General features: G+C 66.6%; 15 protein-coding genes. 8 read left to right on the forward strand and 7 right to left on the reverse strand.

Annotation, left to right across the window (positions count from 1 at the left end; translation table 11 throughout):
• The first annotated feature begins 93 nt into the window (after nucleotides 1-93).
• The 6 genes from J7I85_RS16285 to J7I85_RS16310 are packed head-to-tail and all read left to right on the forward strand — an operon-like array spanning nucleotide 94 to nucleotide 6,642.
• On the forward strand, nucleotides 94-1,560 hold the full coding sequence (locus tag J7I85_RS16285) for a hypothetical protein (RefSeq protein ID WP_214853576.1): 1,467 nt from the start codon (nucleotides 94-96) through the stop codon (nucleotides 1,558-1,560).
• A complete protein-coding gene (locus tag J7I85_RS16290) occupies nucleotides 1,557-2,264 on the forward strand; it encodes a DUF4129 domain-containing protein (protein ID WP_214853579.1) in 708 nt (235 codons plus the stop codon). The genes J7I85_RS16285 and J7I85_RS16290 overlap by 4 nt, the downstream gene beginning before the upstream one ends.
• Nucleotides 2,261-3,541: a DUF4350 domain-containing protein gene (locus J7I85_RS16295; RefSeq protein ID WP_251024427.1), complete on the forward strand. Its 1,281-nt coding sequence runs from the start codon at nucleotides 2,261-2,263 to the stop codon at nucleotides 3,539-3,541. The genes J7I85_RS16290 and J7I85_RS16295 overlap by 4 nt, the downstream gene beginning before the upstream one ends.
• 56 nt (nucleotides 3,542-3,597) lie before the next feature.
• Nucleotides 3,598-4,578 (forward strand): MoxR family ATPase, encoded by a 981-nt coding sequence (locus tag J7I85_RS16300; protein WP_214853929.1) that lies wholly within the window; start codon nucleotides 3,598-3,600, stop codon nucleotides 4,576-4,578.
• A 4-nt stretch (nucleotides 4,579-4,582) separates the two neighbouring features.
• Entirely contained in the window at nucleotides 4,583-5,875 is a 1,293-nt protein-coding gene (locus tag J7I85_RS16305; RefSeq protein ID WP_214853583.1) for a DUF58 domain-containing protein, read from the forward strand.
• A gap of 47 nt (nucleotides 5,876-5,922) precedes the next feature.
• The gene (locus tag J7I85_RS16310) at nucleotides 5,923-6,642 is read left to right on the forward strand and encodes a DUF4166 domain-containing protein (RefSeq protein ID WP_214853586.1); all 720 of its coding nucleotides are present in this window, start codon (nucleotides 5,923-5,925) and stop codon (nucleotides 6,640-6,642) included.
• 31 nt (nucleotides 6,643-6,673) lie between these two features.
• On the opposite strand, the gene J7I85_RS16315 is transcribed toward J7I85_RS16310, so the two are convergent.
• Both J7I85_RS16315 and J7I85_RS16320 read right to left on the reverse strand, forming a co-directional pair.
• Nucleotides 6,674-7,714, reverse strand: coding sequence for a hypothetical protein (locus J7I85_RS16315; RefSeq protein WP_214853589.1), 1,041 nt, complete (start codon nucleotides 7,712-7,714; stop codon nucleotides 6,674-6,676).
• A 3-nt stretch (nucleotides 7,715-7,717) separates the two neighbouring features.
• Nucleotides 7,718-8,140, reverse strand: coding sequence for a chorismate mutase (locus tag J7I85_RS16320; protein ID WP_214853592.1), 423 nt, complete (start codon nucleotides 8,138-8,140; stop codon nucleotides 7,718-7,720).
• A 96-nt stretch (nucleotides 8,141-8,236) separates the two neighbouring features.
• Between J7I85_RS16320 and J7I85_RS16325 the strand changes: the two genes are divergently transcribed.
• Complete coding sequence (locus J7I85_RS16325; RefSeq protein WP_214853595.1) at nucleotides 8,237-8,893, forward strand: NADPH-dependent F420 reductase; 657 nt, start codon at nucleotides 8,237-8,239, stop codon at nucleotides 8,891-8,893.
• Between the two features lie 68 nt (nucleotides 8,894-8,961).
• On the opposite strand, the gene J7I85_RS16330 is transcribed toward J7I85_RS16325, so the two are convergent.
• From J7I85_RS16330 to mnmA, 5 genes are all read right to left on the reverse strand, one after another.
• The gene (locus tag J7I85_RS16330; protein WP_214853597.1) at nucleotides 8,962-10,677 is read right to left on the reverse strand and encodes an ABC transporter ATP-binding protein; all 1,716 of its coding nucleotides are present in this window, start codon (nucleotides 10,675-10,677) and stop codon (nucleotides 8,962-8,964) included.
• Nucleotides 10,674-11,696 (reverse strand): ABC transporter permease, encoded by a 1,023-nt coding sequence (locus tag J7I85_RS16335; RefSeq protein WP_214853599.1) that lies wholly within the window; start codon nucleotides 11,694-11,696, stop codon nucleotides 10,674-10,676. The genes J7I85_RS16330 and J7I85_RS16335 overlap by 4 nt, the downstream gene beginning before the upstream one ends.
• 2 nt (nucleotides 11,697-11,698) lie before the next feature.
• Nucleotides 11,699-12,790 (reverse strand): ABC transporter permease, encoded by a 1,092-nt coding sequence (locus J7I85_RS16340; RefSeq protein ID WP_214853600.1) that lies wholly within the window; start codon nucleotides 12,788-12,790, stop codon nucleotides 11,699-11,701.
• A 132-nt stretch (nucleotides 12,791-12,922) separates the two neighbouring features.
• Nucleotides 12,923-14,557, reverse strand: a complete 1,635-nt coding sequence (locus tag J7I85_RS16345; protein WP_214853601.1) for an ABC transporter substrate-binding protein — start codon at nucleotides 14,555-14,557, stop codon at nucleotides 12,923-12,925.
• Between the two features lie 249 nt (nucleotides 14,558-14,806).
• Nucleotides 14,807-15,946 carry a tRNA 2-thiouridine(34) synthase MnmA gene (gene mnmA, locus J7I85_RS16350; RefSeq protein ID WP_214853602.1) on the reverse strand — a complete coding sequence of 380 codons (1,140 nt, stop codon included), beginning with the start codon at nucleotides 15,944-15,946 and terminating at the stop codon, nucleotides 14,807-14,809.
• A gap of 171 nt (nucleotides 15,947-16,117) precedes the next feature.
• Between mnmA and J7I85_RS16355 the strand changes: the two genes are divergently transcribed.
• Nucleotides 16,118-17,374 (forward strand): NAD(P)/FAD-dependent oxidoreductase, encoded by a 1,257-nt coding sequence (locus tag J7I85_RS16355; protein WP_214853603.1) that lies wholly within the window; start codon nucleotides 16,118-16,120, stop codon nucleotides 17,372-17,374.
• Nucleotides 17,375-17,395 lie beyond the last annotated feature (21 nt).

Here is a 17,395-nt window from a genome sequence, read left to right on the forward strand (position 1 = left end):
CCGAACCGGCCCGGAAGCTAGGATGCCCGACGGCGGAACTATAGTCTGGAGGTGCCCGGCCGTTGGCCCGTGCGCACCTTGGGGAGGAACAGGTTGTCAGAGCAGGATCCGCAGCACCCGCCGTCCGGACAAAGACCGCCTGAACACCGCACGCCGGAAGCTTCCCCCTACGGGCAGCTGCCACCGGACCGTCTGCCGCCTGATCAACTGCCGCAGCAGCCTTGGGGTGCACCCCCTCAATGGGGCGTCCAGCAGCCCGGACCCTACCAGCCCCCGCCCTACAAACCCAGTGCCCACCAGCCCTACGGGCCGCCGCACCAGTGGGGCGCAAACCCGTATCCCACAGCGCCGAACCGCACGGGACTGAACCCCGCCGTTCCCTTTCCGGTGTACGCGGCCCCGCCGAAGCCCGGCGTGGTTCCGCTGCGGCCGCTGATGTTCGGCGAAATCATGGACGGCGCCTTCAAGACGATCCGGCGGAATCCCAAAGCAATGCTGGGAGCAGGCCTGGTTGCCCAGGCGTTGGGCGCAGTGATTGCCGGCGTCGTCCCGCTGGTCACCCCGGCATCCGATGCTTCCGCGCAGGCCTGGCTGGCGAACCTCAGCACTTCTGAGATGACCTCCCTCTTTGCGGGCGTCGCGGGCGGCTTCATGCTTTTCGGCCTGGTAACCGTGTTTATTTCCGTGGTGATGCAGGGGGCCATGGTGGTCCCCGTGGCCAGGTCCATCCTCAACCGGCAAACCGGCTTCCGGCAGATGTGGCTGCTGGCACGCGGCCGGGCCTGGGCGCTGGTTCGCCTGGCCGGGACCGGGGTGGCAGCCGTGCTGCTGGGCGGAGCCCTCATCGCCCTAGCCACCGTGCTGCTGGCCAATTCGATGGGTACCGGGTCGCTGGTCATCGTGCTTCCGCTTTTTCTGGCCTTTATTGCAGCCATGATCTGGGTGTCCGTCAAGCTGACCGTCGCACCTGCGGTCATCGTCGTCGAGGACGTGGGCGCGCTGGATGGCATCCGGCGTTCCTGGGCCGTCACCCGGAGAAGCTGGTGGCGGGTCTTCGGCATCGTCCTCGTGGTGTCGCTGCTCGTGGGAATCATTGGCCAGATCGTCCTCATCCCGCTCACCCTGCTCACCGGGCTGCTCACCCCCGTGGCCGGCCCCCAGGACCCGGCCAGCCAGGCCGCAGCCCTGCAGGTGGTGGGCGGTGTCGCCACGGCGATCGTGTCGGCCGCCGTCGGGGCCGTGGCGTTCGCCTTCCAGACGTCGGTCATGGCTTTGCTCTACATGGATTTGCGGATGCGCAACGACGGATTGGATATCGCTCTGCTTCGGCTGCTGGAAACGGGCCATGACGACGGCGGCATCCCGGGCCGGGGCGTGCCCGTCTACAGCTCGGTCCGGAGCAGCGCAGGTCCCTACCCGTTTGGGCCTCCTCAAACTGGCCCTTACCAGCCCGGGCCCCACCAGGCCGGGCCTTACCAACCCGGGCCCCTTCAGACCGGCCCTTACGGGAATGCAGCAGGCTGGCCGCCGCCCCCGGGGCCGCCGACGATGCCGGGATGAGCACCGTCGGCTTCGTCCCGGTCCTGCAGCACGCCACGGCACTGCTGCAGCGAACCCTGGAACCGCCGGTGCAGCCTGACCGGGAAGAAGCGCGCCGCTGGGCCGTGGAGGAGCTCTCCAAACGCGAGTACAGGGAGGCCGCACCCGGCTGGCTGGAAACCCTCTGGCAGCAGTTCCTCGACTGGCTGCAGTCCGTGACCGATGGCCAGTCCCCTGCCGAAGGACCTCCGGTGGCGCCCTTCATCGGCCTTGGCATCGCCATCCTGATAGCTGTGGCCATCATCCTGGCGCGGCCACGGCTCAATGCACGCCGCCGCGCTCCGAAGGAGATCTTCGACGCCGAAGCAGCCGCCACCGCAGCCGATTACCGGGAGCGCGCAAAAGCCGCAGCCGCCCGTGGCGACTGGGCGGCCGCCGTCGTCGAACAGTTCCGCGCGCTGGTGAGTTCGGCCGAGGACCGGGCCGTCTTGGACCCTCAACCCGGCCGGACAGCCGACGAGGCTGCCGGACAGCTCAGCCGCGCGTTTCCTGCGGCCAGCGACAAACTCGGGGCCGCAGCCCGCATGTTCGACGCCGTCCGCTACGGCAGCGGGAGCGCCCTGGCAGCCGACCATGCCGCGGTGGCTGAGCTGGACTCGACCCTGGAAGGGCTCACGCCTTCCTACGCAGACGCCGCGCCCGGCGGACTGGCGGTGCCCAGATGACGCATCTCCCCGGCACGCAACCGGCCGGCAAGGAACCGGGTCGCACGGAGCCGGCTGGCACGAAGGCCCCGCCCAGCGGCGGTATGCCCGGCGGCGGCGTGATTGTCGCGGCCCGGCGCAGGAGAATTGGCTGGCTCCGCAGGCACCGGGCGGCGGTGCTCTTCGGCCTGGCCATGGCCGTTGCCCTTGCGGTGGTCCTCGCGCTCCAGTCGACGCAACAGGGTGACAACCAGGAGCTGTCCATCCGCAACCCCGGTCCGCAGGGTGCCAGGGCAGCAGCCCAAATCCTGGCTGCGCAAGGCGTCGCCGTTGAACAGACGGCGTCGTTCGAGGAGACTCTGGCAGCGGCGCGTGCGGGCCGCAGCAGTGGGTCCGGCTCAACAGTCCTGGTCTACGACCAGCGCGGGTTCCTTGCTCCCGAACGGCTCCGCCGGCTGCTTGCGGAGACGGACCGGCTTGTAATGGTGTCGCCGCGCCTGGCCTCACTGACCGGCCTGGGCAGCACCATCAGGCAGGCCGGGGTGGTCCCCGGCTCGGAGCAGACCCTCCAGCCGGGATGTGCCGTTGCCGATGCCCAGGCCGCCGGTGACATCAGCGCGGACGGAGGCTTCCTGTACACCGGCGGCACCGTCTGCTATAGCGCCGGTGGGAGCGGGCGGGGCCTTTACGCCTCGGCAGAGAACGGAAAGCTCGTGGTCATCGGCAGCACGGCAGTGATCAGCAACCAGTTCCTGGCCGCCAACGGCAACGCCGCCCTCACCCTGCGGACCATGGGCAGCCAGGGACACCTTGTCTGGTACCTGCCAGGTCCCGGGGACCTCGGGGGCAGCACCGCACCGAAGACCCTGGCCGAGCTTGCACCTGCGTGGTCGGCGTTTGTGGCCCCGTGGCTCATTGTGGTGGCCCTGTTCGCCGTGCTGTGGCGCGGACGCCGCCTGGGCCCGCTGGTCTTCGAACCCCTGCCGGTGGTGGTGAAGTCCGCGGAAACCGCCGAGGGCAGGGCCCGCCTGTACCACGAGGCCCACGACGTTGCCCGGGCGGCGGACACACTCCGTGCCGGCACCATCGTCCGGCTTGCCTCGGCACTCCGGGTGGGTACCGCAGCCGGGTTTTCTGACGTGGCCGGCTTTGAAGTGGGGGCCGCCGCAGCCCGGCATCTGGACCGGAACGCCGCCGAAATACAGCAGCTCCTGCAACACCGTCCCGCGACCGAGGCCCAGCTTGTGCGCTGGGCCCAGGACCTTGTCCGACTAGAGAAAGAGGTACAGGCCAGATGAGCCAGCAGCCAAACGGCCACCCGCACGGGACCTACGGCGAAGCGCCGGTGGGCACCATGGCGGCTCCGCACGCCCCGGATCATGCCCCGGATCCTGTCCGGCAGGCGCTGCTTGACGTCCGGCATGAGGTGGCCAAGGCAGTGGTGGGCCAGGATTCCACGGTGACCGGCATGCTGATCGCCCTGCTGTCGCGCGGACATGTGCTGCTCGAAGGCGTGCCGGGCGTGGCAAAGACACTCCTGGTCCGGGCCCTGTCCGCTGCCCTGAGCCTGGACACCAAGCGCGTGCAGTTCACACCGGACCTCATGCCCGGCGACGTCACGGGGTCCCTGGTGTACAACGCCGCCAATTCGGACTTCAGTTTCCGTGAAGGCCCGGTCTTCACCAACATACTCCTCGCCGACGAAATCAACAGGACGCCGCCCAAAACCCAGGCCTCACTGCTGGAAGCCATGGAGGAACGCCAGGTGTCGGTGGACGGCGTATCGCGCCGGCTGCCGGTGCCCTTCATCGTGGCGGCCACGCAAAACCCCGTCGAGTACGAGGGCACCTACCCTCTGCCCGAGGCTCAGCTGGACCGCTTCCTCCTCAAGCTGACCATGCCCCTGCCTGACCGTGCCGCCGAGATCGAAGTCGTCCGCAGGCACGCCGCCGGCTTCGATCCCCGTGACCTCGCCGCCGCCGGCATCCGCCCGGTGGCGGGCGCCGACGAACTGGAACGGGCGCGGAAGGCAGTAGCCGCCGTCGAAGTGGCGCCGGAGGTGCTGGGCTACATCGTTGACGTGGTCCGGGCCACCCGCGCCGCCCCGTCCTTCCAGCTTGGCGTCTCGCCGCGCGGCGCCACAGCGCTGCTGAACACGTCGCGGGCCTGGGCCTGGCTGTCCGGCCGGAACTTTGTCACTCCGGATGACGTCAAGGCGCTGGCACAGCCGTGCCTGCGGCACCGTGTGGCGCTCCGGCCCGAAGCCCTGATGGACGGCGTCCAGGTGGACGACGTCCTGGGCAGCATCCTGGCCACCGTGCCGGTCCCCCGCTGATCCCGTGGCCATTTCCGGACGGTTGGTACTCCTGGCGGCGGCCGGGCTGGCACCGGTGCTCCTCTTTCCCGGCTGGCTAACCGTGCTGGCCGTGCTCTTGGTTCTTGGCATCCTGATCCTGCTGGACGTACTGCTGGCTGCGGCACTGCAACAGGTCTCAGTGGAAAGGTCCGCGCCCGCCAACGTCACGCTTGGGGGCACGGCGGACTCCGTGCTGACGCTGCATAACCGTGGCACGCGCAAGCTCAGGGCCGTGGTGCGTGACGCCTGGCAGCCCTCCGCCGGGGCGGAAAACCCGGTCCAGGCGGCAGAAGTTCCGGCCGGTGAACGACGCCGCCTGGGCGTCAGGCTCAAGCCCGTCCGGCGGGGTGACCTCAAGGCGCCCCACGTCACCGTCCGCTCCTTCGGCCCGCTCCGGCTGGCCGCCCGCCAGAAAACGGTACACGCTCCCGGGTCGCTTCGGGTGCTGCCGCCCTTTAATTCCCGGCGGCACCTGCCGTCAAAACTGCGTCGGCTGCGGGAACTCGACGGTAAGGCGGCAGTGCAGATCCGCGGCGCCGGAACCGAATTCGACTCCCTGCGCGACTATGTGCGGGGCGATGACGTCCGCTCCATCGACTGGCGCGCGACGGCGAGACGGTCCGCCGTCGTCGTCCGCACCTGGCGGCCGGAGCGCGACCGCCGCGTGGTAATCATGCTGGACACATCGCGGACCGCCGCTGCGCGCGTGAACGATGAACCCCGGCTGGATACCGGCATCGAGGCCGCACTGCTGCTGGGTGTCCTTGCCGAACGCGGCGGTGACCGCGTCGATTTTTTCGCCTTCGACCGGAGGATGCGCGCCCGGGCAGGCACAACGGCGGGCGGCAACCTGCTGGGGCAGCTGGTCCAGGCGGCGGCGCCGCTGCAGGCAGAACTCATCGAGCTGGACTGGGCACAGGTGCCTGCCCAGGTCCGTGCGGTTTCGGCGCACCGTTCGCTCGTGGTCCTGCTGACCTCACTGGATGGCGGCGCGCCGGAGGAAGGCCTCATTCCGATGGCGGCGCGCCTCGCCCGGCAGCACGTGGTTGTGGTGGCGTCGGTCCGGGACCCCCTGCTTGGCGAGATGCTCCAGGACAGGTCGACGGCGGCCCAGGTGTTCCGCGCGGCGGCCGCGGAACGAGCCCTGCTCGGGCGGGAAGCCGTGAGTGCCCAGCTCCGCCAATTCGGCGTCGAAGTGGTGGACGCCGAACCGCACCAGCTGCCGCCAGCGCTGGCTGATGCCTATATCCGGCTCAAGGCGGCAGGGCGGCTGTGAGTGTCAGCTGGAATGCAGAATCATCAGACCAGATATCAGGAGCCGCCGTGAACGCCCCGATCTACCGCCAGGCGCTGGGCGCCGCCTTCTTCCGGCTGCAGCCGGAACTGCAAGAGTACTTTTCGCTTGCCCCGGGTTCCGGCAGCTTTGGCGTCGGCGAGGGCGTTTTCGACGTGGTGGGCTGCAGGCAGCAGTGGTTGCGGCCGATGCTTCGGCTGACCGCCGGTGAGCAGGCCTTCTTTCCGGAGTACGGCGAGGGCGTGCCGTTCCGGATCGAAAACCATGCGCATCTCGATCCTTTCGGCCGCTCCAGCCTGACTGCCCGGCGCGAGATATTCTTTCCCGGCAGAACCAGGATCTTCCAGGACACCACCAGCGCGAAAGTAGGCGGCGCCGGTGACCAGGCATGCCTCGTGGACTATGTGGGCCGGTACCGCCGGCTGGTCACGGACCTGAACCTCGGCGTGACGGCCGAGGGCCGGTTGCGGGGAGTCTCCGAATTTTCGCGGCTGTTCCTCGGCCCGCTCCGGTTGCCGCTGCCGGCCGCCCTTGACGCGAAAGCGTACGCGGAGCAGTGGTGGGATCCGGCCGCGGGGGAAACCGGGCGGCACAGGATCCAGGTCAAGGTGATCCAGCCGCAGCTCGGCCTCGTCCTGGTTTATGCGGGGCACTTCGACTACCGGCTGGAACCGTATCCGCCCGGATGTTCTTCGGCTGGCTTCATTCCGGCGCGTGCCAGGCCGGACCGTTGGGAGCGACGAAGCTAAGGCAGCTCCAGCTTCCTCAACCGGGCGCTGATCAGCCGAGCGCCAGCTGGTTCAGTCCATCGGCAACCTGGGTCAGGCGGGTGAGGACTTCCGTCGCGGCGGCGGGTGACTGGCTTTCAAGGCCGCCCGACGGCGTGACCCGCACCGTGGCGAGCGCCGCGATCGGCAGTCCCAGCTGCTGCCACGGACGCCGGACAGATTCAACGACGTCGGATGCCTTCGGCACGCCGCCCGGCCCGTCAGCCTGCAGGGCCCCGGCCCAGAGCCGCTTGCCGGCTTCGACTGCCTCCGCGAGCTGTTCCCACTGCCGGGTGGTCAGGGCCCGCAGCGGAACCGCGATGGCGTCCGCGCCGGCAGACATGATCCTTTCGAACGGGGCCTCGATCTCCGGCACCGCAATGGCGATCTCGGCGGCGCCGGCCTCGCGAAGGGCGTCAACCACCACATGCCAGAGCTCCGTGACCTCGTGTCCGGGGATGGAGCGCAGGGTCCGGTAGCCGCTGGAGGTGGGAATGGTGCCGGCGAGGACCGAGGCTATGTCCGGTTCGTCGAGCTGCACCACGAGCCTGGCCCCGGGAACGGCGGCGGACACTTTGGCCAGGTGCGCGCCAACCCCGGCGGCGAGGGAGGCAGCGATATCGCGGCGGGCGCCATAGTCGATCAGGGCACGCTCGCCGTTGTGCAGGTGCAGGCCGGCAGCCAGGCTCAGGGGGCCCCGCAGCTGGACCTTGAATTCATCGGCGGCGCTCTCCTCTTCGCCGGCGACATCGGCCAGCACGTTGATGTCCGTGGACAGGGCAGACCTTGCCCGGACCAAGTCGCGCCCGGGCCGGTCAACGATCCGCCAGCCGTGCGGCTGGACGTCCACTGCCAGGTCCACCAGGAGTGAGGCGGTGCGGCCTATGGCGTCGGCACCGACGCCGCGATCGGGAAGTTCAGCCAGAAAAGGAAGGTGCGGGCTGCCGAGCTCACCGCGGATGATGCGGGTGGCCTCCACCGGGTCCTGGCCCGGCCAGGGTCCCAGGGCGGTTGCCGTTACCTGGGCCGGCAGCTGAAGGTTTGGGTCCGGCACGGCTTAGGCAGTAAGCGGTGCGGAGGGGCTGGCCGACCCATTGGCCGTTTCGCCACCGGCGTTGTGGTCCTCGGCGATCGCCTCGTGGTGCCGGATCACCTCGCCGATGATGAAGTTCAGGAACTTTTCCGCAAACGCCGGGTCCAGTTGCGCGTCCTCCGCGAGGCGGCGGAGCCTGGCGATCTGGGCAGTTTCACGGCCGGGATCCCCCGCGGGGAGGCGGTGGGCAGCCTTGAGGAAACCCACCTTCTGCGTCGCCTTGAACCGCTCCGCGAGAAGGTAGACGAGGGTTGCATCGATGTTGTCGATGCTTGACCGGATTGATAGCAGCTCCGCCATCACCGCAGGATCCACATGCCCGGCCAGGGAGCTGGCGGCAGGATTGTAGGAGTCGGTGTCAGGCAGATCATGGTTCAGCTCGGTCATGGTTCCAGTCTATGGGCACCGCAGGACTCTCTGCCCGTGTTAAGGATGCTGGCAGAGAATGTAAGTGTTCGCGCATATTGATGAGGGAGGATGCACATGAGGATCGCAGTTCTTGGTACCGGTGTGGCGGGCAGGACCCTGGCGGGAAAACTCGTGGAGTCCGGGCACGACGTCGTTCTCGGGTCTCGGACCGCCACCAACGAGGCCGCCGTGGGGTGGGCAGCGGCGGCGGGGCCGGGGGCCAAAGCCGCGACGTTCTTCGACGCCGCGGCGGACGCCGAGGTGGTCTTCAACGCGACTCCCGGCGCGGTTTCGCTGGAGGTGCTGGCTGCAGCCAGCACGAAGAACCTCGCCGGCAAGGTGCTGATCGATGTGGCCAACCCGCTGGACCATTCGGCCGGCTTCCCGCCTTCGCTCTCCATCTCGAACACCGACAGCCTGGCGGAAACCATCCAAAGGGCGTTTCCCACGGCCCGCGTGGTGAAGGCACTGAACACCATGCGCGCCGACGTCATGGTGGCGCCGGACCGGCTGGCAGGCGGGGATCACGACGTGTTCATGGCCGGGGACGACGCGGAGGCCAAGGAAGTGGTGGCCGGACTCCTGCGGGAATTCGGGTGGCGGACCGAACACATCAGGGACCTGGGCCCGCTCGAGGCGGCACGGGGCATGGAGATGTGGCTGCCGCTGTGGCTGCGGATTTTCCTCAAGCAGGGGGACAGCATATTCAACATCAAGGTGGTCTCTGACTAGAACAGCGCAAACTGGCGTCCCCGCCCTCTGCGGAGGGCGGGGACGCCAGTTTGCCGTGCCTTTTGTGCTCAGATGCCCAGCAGGGCGCGGTGGTCCTCCCGGCGCTTCGCCTGCTCGGCCGGATCCGGGACAGGCAGCGACGCGATCAGGCGCTTCGTGTAGTCATGCTGCGGAGAGCCCATGACGTGGTGACCGATTCCCTGCTCAACGAGTTTGCCCTTGTACAGCACCCCGACCCAGTGCGACAGCATATCCACCACCGCAAGGTCGTGGCTGATGAACAGCGCCGCGAACCCGAACTCCTGCTGGATCTCACGAAAGAGCTCCAGGACTTTCGCCTGCACCGAAACGTCCAGCGCCGACGTCGGCTCATCGGCGATGAGCAGTTTCGGGTTCAGGATCAGCGCCCGCGCCAGGGAGGCGCGCTGGCGCTGCCCGCCGGAGAGCTCATGCGGGAAACGGTCAGCGTACGACGCCGGCAGCTGGACTGACTCCAACAGCTCACCTACGCGCTGGCGCGCCTGCGCCGGTGAAGGGTTGGTGTGGATGACCAGCGGTTCGGCGACGCAGTCGCCGATGGTCAGCTGCGGGTTGAAGGACGCTGCCGGGTCCTGGAAGACGAACCCGATCTCCTTGCGGAGCGGCTTGAAGGTCCGTTCCTTGAAGTTCAGCATCTCGTAGCCCAGGACATTCAGGCTTCCGCCGGTAGTCCGGTTAAGGCCGGCGATGGCCCGGCCGATGGTGGTCTTCCCGGAGCCGGACTCGCCGACGAGTCCGAACACCTCGCCCTCGGACACCGTGAAGCTCACCCCGTCCACTGCCTTGAAGGCGGGGCTGCCAAGCCGTCCGGGATATTCGATGGTGAGGCCCTTGGCCTCCACCAGCACCTGCCCGCCCTGGTGCGCCCGCTCCGTCATACCTTCGGAGGCCGAATGCCGGCCAAGGTGCGGGACGGCGGCCAGCAGCTTCCGCGTGTAGTCCTGCCGCGGATCTGCGAAGAGGGATCTCGCGCTGGCTTCCTCGACGACGTTGCCCTGGTACATCACCACGACGCGGTCGGCGAGGTCTGCCACCACGCCCATATTGTGCGTGATCAGCACAATGGACGTCCCGTACTTGTCCCTCAGGTCCCGCAGGAGCTCCAAAATCTCCGCCTGCACAGTGACGTCCAGGGCGGTGGTGGGTTCGTCCGCGACGATCAGCCCCGGATTCAGGGCAAGCGCGGCGGCGATGACCACGCGCTGCTTCTGGCCGCCGGAGAACTGATGCGGGTAGTAGTTGACGCGCGTTTCAGGGTCCGGGATGCCCACTTTGCGCAGGGCCTCGATGGCCCGGGCCTTCGCCTCCTTCGCGGTGACCCGTTTGCCGCCGTCCCGGCCCGCGTGGGCGAGGATGCCTTCGGCGATCTGCCAGCCGACGGTGAACACCGGATTCAGTGCCGTGGACGGCTCCTGGAAGACCATGGCCACGTCCCGTCCGCGGATCTGGCGGAGCTTCCCCGGGCTGACGCTGATGACGTTACTGCCGTTGATCACCACCGCGCCGGAGCTGATGGCGGTTTCCGGCAGCAGGCCCAGGATGGTCTTGGCCGTCACGGTCTTGCCGGAACCGGATTCGCCGACGATGGCGAGCACTTCCCCCGCCTTCACTTCAAGGCTCACGTCCCTCACGGCGTGGACGTCCCCGGCGTCGGTGGCGAACGTGACCTTGAGATGGTCAATATCCAGCACCGGTCCGGTGCCGGCGGCGTGCCGGTCAGAAACAGATCCAATATTGATGGTCATGAGCTTCTCACATCTGCTGAAATGGCTGCCTGGGCCGCCGCGGTCGAGTCCGGTCCGCCCTTGTTTCCGGCGCGCTTGCGCCCGCGGAGGCGGGGATCGTTGAGGTCGTTGATGCTCTCCCCCACCAGCGTGAGGCCAAGCACCGTCCAGACGATGGCAAGGCCCGGGAACACGCCGGTCCACCAGATGCCTGACGTGGTGTCCGCCAGCGCCTTGTTGAGGTCGAAGCCCCATTCGGCGGCCGACGAGGGTTCGATGCCGAATCCCAGGAAACCCAGGCCGGCGAGGGTCAGGATCGCCTCGGACGCGTTCAGGGTGAAAATCAGCGGAAGGGTTCGGGTGGCATTCCGGTAGATGTGCCTGCCCATGATGCGGATGCTGGAGGCGCCCACTACCTTTGCCGATTCGACAAAGGGTTCGGCCTTGAGCCTGATGGTCTCCGCCCTAATGACCCGGAAGTACTGCGGAATGAACACCACCGTGATGGAGATCGCCGCGGCGAGCACGCCGCCGAGGAGGCTGGACTCGCCGCCGCTGATGACGATGGCCATGACGATGGCCACCAGCAGTGACGGGAACGCGTAGATGGCGTCTGCCACCACCACGAGGATGCGGTCGAGCCAGCCGCCGAGATACCCGCTCACCAGACCGAGGATGACGCCGGCGAAGATGGACAGCACCACGGCCACAAGGATCACGAGGATGGCGGTCTGGGAGCCCCAGATGACCCGGGACAGGACATCGTAGCCACCCACGGTGGTGCCCAGCAGATGCTTTCCGCCGGGAGCCTGCTGCGTGGGGAAGCTGCCGTCGGCGTCGGAAAGTTGCGCAAATCCATAGGGGGCGAGGAGCGGCGCGAAAATGGCGGTCAGGAGGAACGTGCCCGTCAGGACCAGGCCGACGACGAGCATGCCCCGCTGGAGTCCGACGCTTTTGTTGAAATGGGAAATGACGGGCAGCCGTTTGAGCAGCGGTGCTTTGCGGTGCACGGCGGCTTCCACTGGAGGGATGGTGCTCATTGTCAGTACCTCACACGGGGGTCGATCAGCGCGGCCACGATGTCCACGATGAAGTTGGTGATGGCGACGATGACGGCCAGGAGGACTACGATGCCCTGGACGGCCACAAAGTCGCGGGCCGTCAGGTAGTTGGCCAGCTGGAAGCCCAGCCCTTTCCACTCAAAGGTTTTTTCCGTAAGCACGGCGCCGCCGAGCATCACCGCTATCTGGAGGCCCATGACGGTGATGATGGGGATCAGGGCAGGCTTGTAGGCGTGCTTGGTGACCAGCCGAAATTCACTGACGCCCCGCGAGCGGCCCGCTTCGATGTAGTCGCGGCCCAGCGTGCCGATGAGATTGGTGCGCACCAGACGGAGGAAGATGCCTGCCGTCAGCAGGCCCAGGGCAACAGCGGGCAGGACGGCATGCGCCATCACGTCGCCGAGGGCGGCCATATTGCCGCTTCTGAGCGCGTCCAGCCAATAAATTCCGGTTGGTGCCTGGAGCCCGGTGAGGGCAAGTTCGCTGGAGGTTTTCGCCCGACCAGCCACGGGCAGCCAGCCCAGCCACACGGCGAAGGTCAGCTTCAGCAGCAAACCGGCAAAAAATACGGGTGTGGCATAGCAGAGAATGGCAAAAACGCGCAGTACCGCGTCGGGAAGATGGTCACGCCGGTGCGCGGCGATCATCCCGAATGGAATGCCCACCAGAAGCGCGACGATCAGTGCATTAATGGTGAGTTCGAGAGTGGCCGAACCATAGGTTGCCAGCATCTCAGTTACCTGGCGGTTGTCAGAGAGGGTGGTGCCGAAATTGCCGGTCACCAGCTGGCCCAGGTATTCGAAGTACTGGACGGGGAGCGGCCGGTCGTATCCGGCGTCGTGAATCCGCTGCTGCAGCTGTTCCGGAGGCAGGCGACCGCCCATGGCAGCCGTGATGGGGTCGCCGGTGATCCTCATGAGGAAGAACACCATGGTGACCAGGATAAAGATGGTTGGAAAGATCAGGAGGAACCTGATCAGAATGTACTGGCCCAGTCCCCCGCCGGACTTCTTTTTCTTTGTCGGCAAAAGGCCGTCTGCGTCGCTTGGCGGCGCCTCAATGAGAGTTGTCATTACTGCCTGATTCTGTGTTTCCGGGTCCGTCACGGATCCGGAATCCGCTGTTCACCGGCCAGCAAGGAGGCGGAACGCCCGGAAGGCGTCCCGCCTCCTTGGCTGGTCAGGACCTGATGGGGTGGTGGAGCCTTACTTCGAGATCACTCCGAGGCGGGTCTTGAATGACGGGTCCAGCGTCTGTTCTACGCCCTTGACATCCGCGCCGGCCACCATCAGCTGGGCGCCCTGCAGCAGCGGTAACGTAGAAAGATCCTTGGCGACGGCCGTCTGCGCGTCGCCGAGAGACTGTTCGCGCTCGGTCTTGTCAACTGTGACCAGTTGCTTCTTGATGATGTCAGTGACCGCCGGGTTCTCGTAGTGGTTCTTGAGGAAGTTGCCCGGGATAAAGAACGGCGTGAGGTAGTTGTCCGCGTCGGAGTAGTCCGGGAACCAGCCAAGCTGGTAGACCGGGTAGGCGTCCGCGGTGCGCGCCTTGGAGTAGGTCACCCACTCCGTGGACTGCAGGTCCACCTTGAACAGGCCAGACTTTTCCAGCTGTTCCTTGATCATGGCGTATTCATCGCCGGAAGACTTGCCGTAGTGGTCCGGGTTGTACTGCAGTTTGATGTTGACCGCGCCGGTGATGCCGGCGTCGGCGAACGCCTTCTTGGCCTTGTCAAGGTCGGGCTTGCCGTTGCCGTCGCCGTACATCTCCTTGAGGGGCTGCGCTGCACCTGGCAGTCCATCGGGAACGACGGAGAACGCAGGAAGGTAGGTGCCTTTGTAGACCTGGGTTGCGATGGCGTCTCGGTCCACAATGTCGGCCATGGCCTGGCGAACGGCGAGCGCCTTCTTGGCGTCGGCGTTGGCAGTCTTGGCGCCGAAGGGCATGGTGTCGAAATTGAAGACGATGTAGCGCAGTTCGCCGCCGGGGCCCTTGTGCACCTTGACCTTCGAGTCCTTTTCAAGGTCCGCGGCGTCGGTGGCTGTCAGGCTGCGGCCGGCAACGTCGATGTTGCCCTGCTGCACGTCCAGCTTCAGATTGTTGGAGTCGGCGTAGTACTTGATGTTGGCGCCGTCGTTGGCGGGTTTGCCGAGCAAGCCGTTGTAGTCCGGGTTGGCCTTGAGGCTGACAAGCTCGTTCTTCTTGTAGCTCTCGATCGTGTACTGGCCCGCAAAGGGCTTGCCCTTGACGATCTCGTCATCGCTCATGATCTTGTTCGCCGGAAAGACTTCTTCATCGACGATGGGACCGGTGTTGGTACCGAGGACGCTCGGGAAGACCTGGTCGTTCGCCGCCTTAAGCGTAAAGACGACTGTGGAATCATCCTTGGCTGCCACCGATTTCAGGTTCGCGAGCAGTGACGCCGGCCCGTTGGGGTCCGCGATTTTGACGACGCGGTCGATGGAGAATTTGACGTCCGAGGACGTTAGCGTATGGCCGTTGGCGAACTTGAGGCCCGGCTTAAGCTTCACGGTGTATTCCGTGGGGCTCGTGAAGGAGGCGGATTCCGCGATGTCCGGGCTGGCCTCGGCTGATCCGGGCTTGGAGTTCATGAGGAACGGATAGATCTGGTTCATGACCATGAACGAGCCGGCGTCGTAGGAGCCGGCAGGGTCAAGGGTGACAACTTTGTCCGTGGTCCCGTAGGTGATGGTCCCTCCGCCGGCGCCGCCGGTGGATGTTCCCCCGCCTCCGGACGGGCCTGTGCAGGCCGTGAGTGCGAAAGCGGAAACGCCTGCCAGCGCGATAGCGCTCCGCAAGGCCCTCTGATTCTTTGCCATCTGTGAACTTTCTGTTCGATGAGTACGCGCGGGGTGCCCGATCTGACTCGTATGCGGGCAGCCCGCTGATGCCTCTGATTCAACCAGAAGGTTGCCCGGTGAAACATTGCATCGTGTGAGTTGAGACACAAAATTTATCAGACGGGGTTGCGCTCGGCTGACCACACGGGCCGGGAACGGGAAACGCCGAACAAAAAACGGCCGGCGGATCATCCGCCGGCCGTTCCTACTCCGAGAACCGGAGCACGGTTAGAGCTGCGCCCGCTGCAGGGACCGCGCAGCGTCGATGGTCGCCTGGCCGAGGACCCTGCTGCCCTGGTAGAGCACCACGGTCTGGCCCGGCGAAACACCGCGCAGCGGATCGGTCAGGGTCACCACAAGGCTGCCCCGCTCGATCCCGGCGTCGTCGGCAATACGCTCCATCCGCGCAATGGCAGGAACGGGGTCACCGTGTGCGCGCACCTGCGCATGGCAGTCAAAGTCGGCGCCGGAATCAACCTCATCGATGGGCAGGCCGGCCCAGGAAACCTTGATGCCGCGGATCTCGTCGATGGCCAGTAGGGCCTCGGGGCCCACCACCACCCTGTTTTCCTTAGGCCGGATCTCCAGCACGAACCGCGGCTTGCCGTCCGCCGCCGGCCGGCCAAGCTTCAGCCCCCGCCGCTGCCCGACGGTGAACGCGTTCGCTCCGCCGTGTTCGCCCACCTTGGCGCCGGTCTCATCCACGATGTCGCCGGTGGTCATGTCGATCTTTTCCGCGAGCCATCCGGCGGTGTCGCCGTCCGGGATGAAGCAGATGTCGTGGCTGTCCGGCTTGTTGGCCACTGACAGTCCGCGCCGTTCGGCCTCCGCGCGCACCTCCGCCTTTGACGGGGTGTCCGCGAGCGGGAACATGGAGTGCTTCAGCTGCTCATGGGTGAGCACGCCCAGGACGTAGCTCTGGTCCTTCGCCCAGTCGGCGGCACGGTGCAGCTCGGGGTTTCCGTCGGCGTCCTCGATGACCTTGGCATAGTGGCCCGTGCACACGGCATCGAACCCGAGGGCGATCGCCTTTTCGAGCAGGGCGGCAAACTTAATGCGCTCGTTGCAGCGCATGCAGGGATTGGGGGTGCGGCCGGCGGCGTACTCGTCGATGAAATCCTGGACCACATCCTCCTTGAACCGCTCCGAGAAGTCCCACACGTAGTAGGGAATCCCCAGGACGTCGCAGGCCCGCCAGGCATCGCGCGAATCTTCAATGGTGCAGCAGCCCCTGCTGCCGGTGCGCAGGGTGCCCGGCATCCTCGACAGCGCGAGGTGAACGCCAACGACGTCGTGACCCGCCTCGACGGCGCGGGCGGCGGCAACGGCGGAGTCAACTCCGCCGCTCATGGCTGCTAGAACTCGCATTATGGCTTTCTGTTGGATTTGGACCCATGACGCACGGGTTGCCGAACTATTCTACTTGCTGCCGGAATCAAGGCCTAAATTTCCTTGACGGTTCCGGTCGGCCCTTCTAAAGTCAAGAGTACCATTTTTAGAATGCGGGCCTTTGGCCTGCCGGCTGAATCGAGTAGCGCCATGGCCCCTGAAAGCATTGTCATCGCCGGCGCAGGGCTGGCCGGAGCGACGGCGGCCCGCACCCTGCGCGCCGAAGGGTACGCCGGGAACATCACCATCGTGGGGACCGAGCCGCACCCTCCCTATCTCAGGCCGCCGCTGTCCAAGGAATACCTGCTCGGCAAAGCCGGGGAGGATGCCGTCGAGGTCGCGCCGGAGAGCTGGTACGCCGAGAACAACGTCAGCCTCCGGCTGGACACACCGGTGGCATCGGTTGATCCGGCAGCCCACACTGTCCGCTTCGCAGACGGAACAATCCAGGGATACGGGGCGCTGCTGCTGGCGCCCGGCGCGACGCCCCGGACGCTGCCGTTGATCGGCAAGGAACTGGACGGCGTCACCACCTTCCGTACGCTCGATGACAGCCGCCGCCTGCGGGACCAGTTGTCGCCAGGCGGACGGAACGTTGTGCTCGTCGGTTCCGGCTGGATCGGGATGGAACTGGCCGCGGCGGCACGCACCTACGGCAACCAGGTCACGCTGCTCGGGCTTGAGGACATCCCACTTGCCGCGGCGATCGGCCCAGAGCTTGGCAGCTTTTTCCGCACCCTGCACGAGGACAACGGAGTCCACTTCCAGCTCCCCGCCTCCGCCAGGGAGATCACCGGACAGAACGGAATGGTGACCGGCGTGGTGACCGACGCCGGCGAGCGCCTGCCCGCGGACATCGTGGTCATCGCTGTGGGAGTGGTTCCGGAAACGGCACTCGCCACCGCGGCCGGGCTGGAGGTCCGCAACGGTATCCTCACGGACGCTTCGCTGCGCACCAGCGCTCCGGATATTTTTGCCGCCGGCGACGCCGCCAATGCACTGCATCCATTTACCGGCGAGCACCACCGCAGCGAACACTGGTCCAACGCGCTTAACGGCGGCAAGGTGGCGGCCAGGGCCATGCTCGGCCAGGACGTTGTGCTGGACACGGTTCCCTACTTCTATACCGACCAGTTCGACGTCAGCATGGAGTACTCGGGCTTCCCGTCGCTCGCAGCAAAGGCGGCTCCAGTCATCCGCGGCACGCTGGACAGCAAGGAGTTCGTGGCCTTCTGGCAGCAGGACGGGCGGGTTGTGGCCGGCATGAGCGTTAATTGGCCGCGGTCCGTCAAACCAAGTGCCCAGAAGACCATCAAGGCGCTCATCACCGGCCGGACCGAGGTGCCTGCCGAGCGGCTGGCGGACGTGACGGTTCCGCTCGACCAGCTGATGCCCGGGATCAGGTGATGGCAGGGACCAGCTGATACC

It is taken from the genome of Arthrobacter sp. ISL-65, assembly GCF_018613795.1.
Lineage (GTDB): Bacteria > Actinomycetota > Actinomycetes > Actinomycetales > Micrococcaceae > Arthrobacter.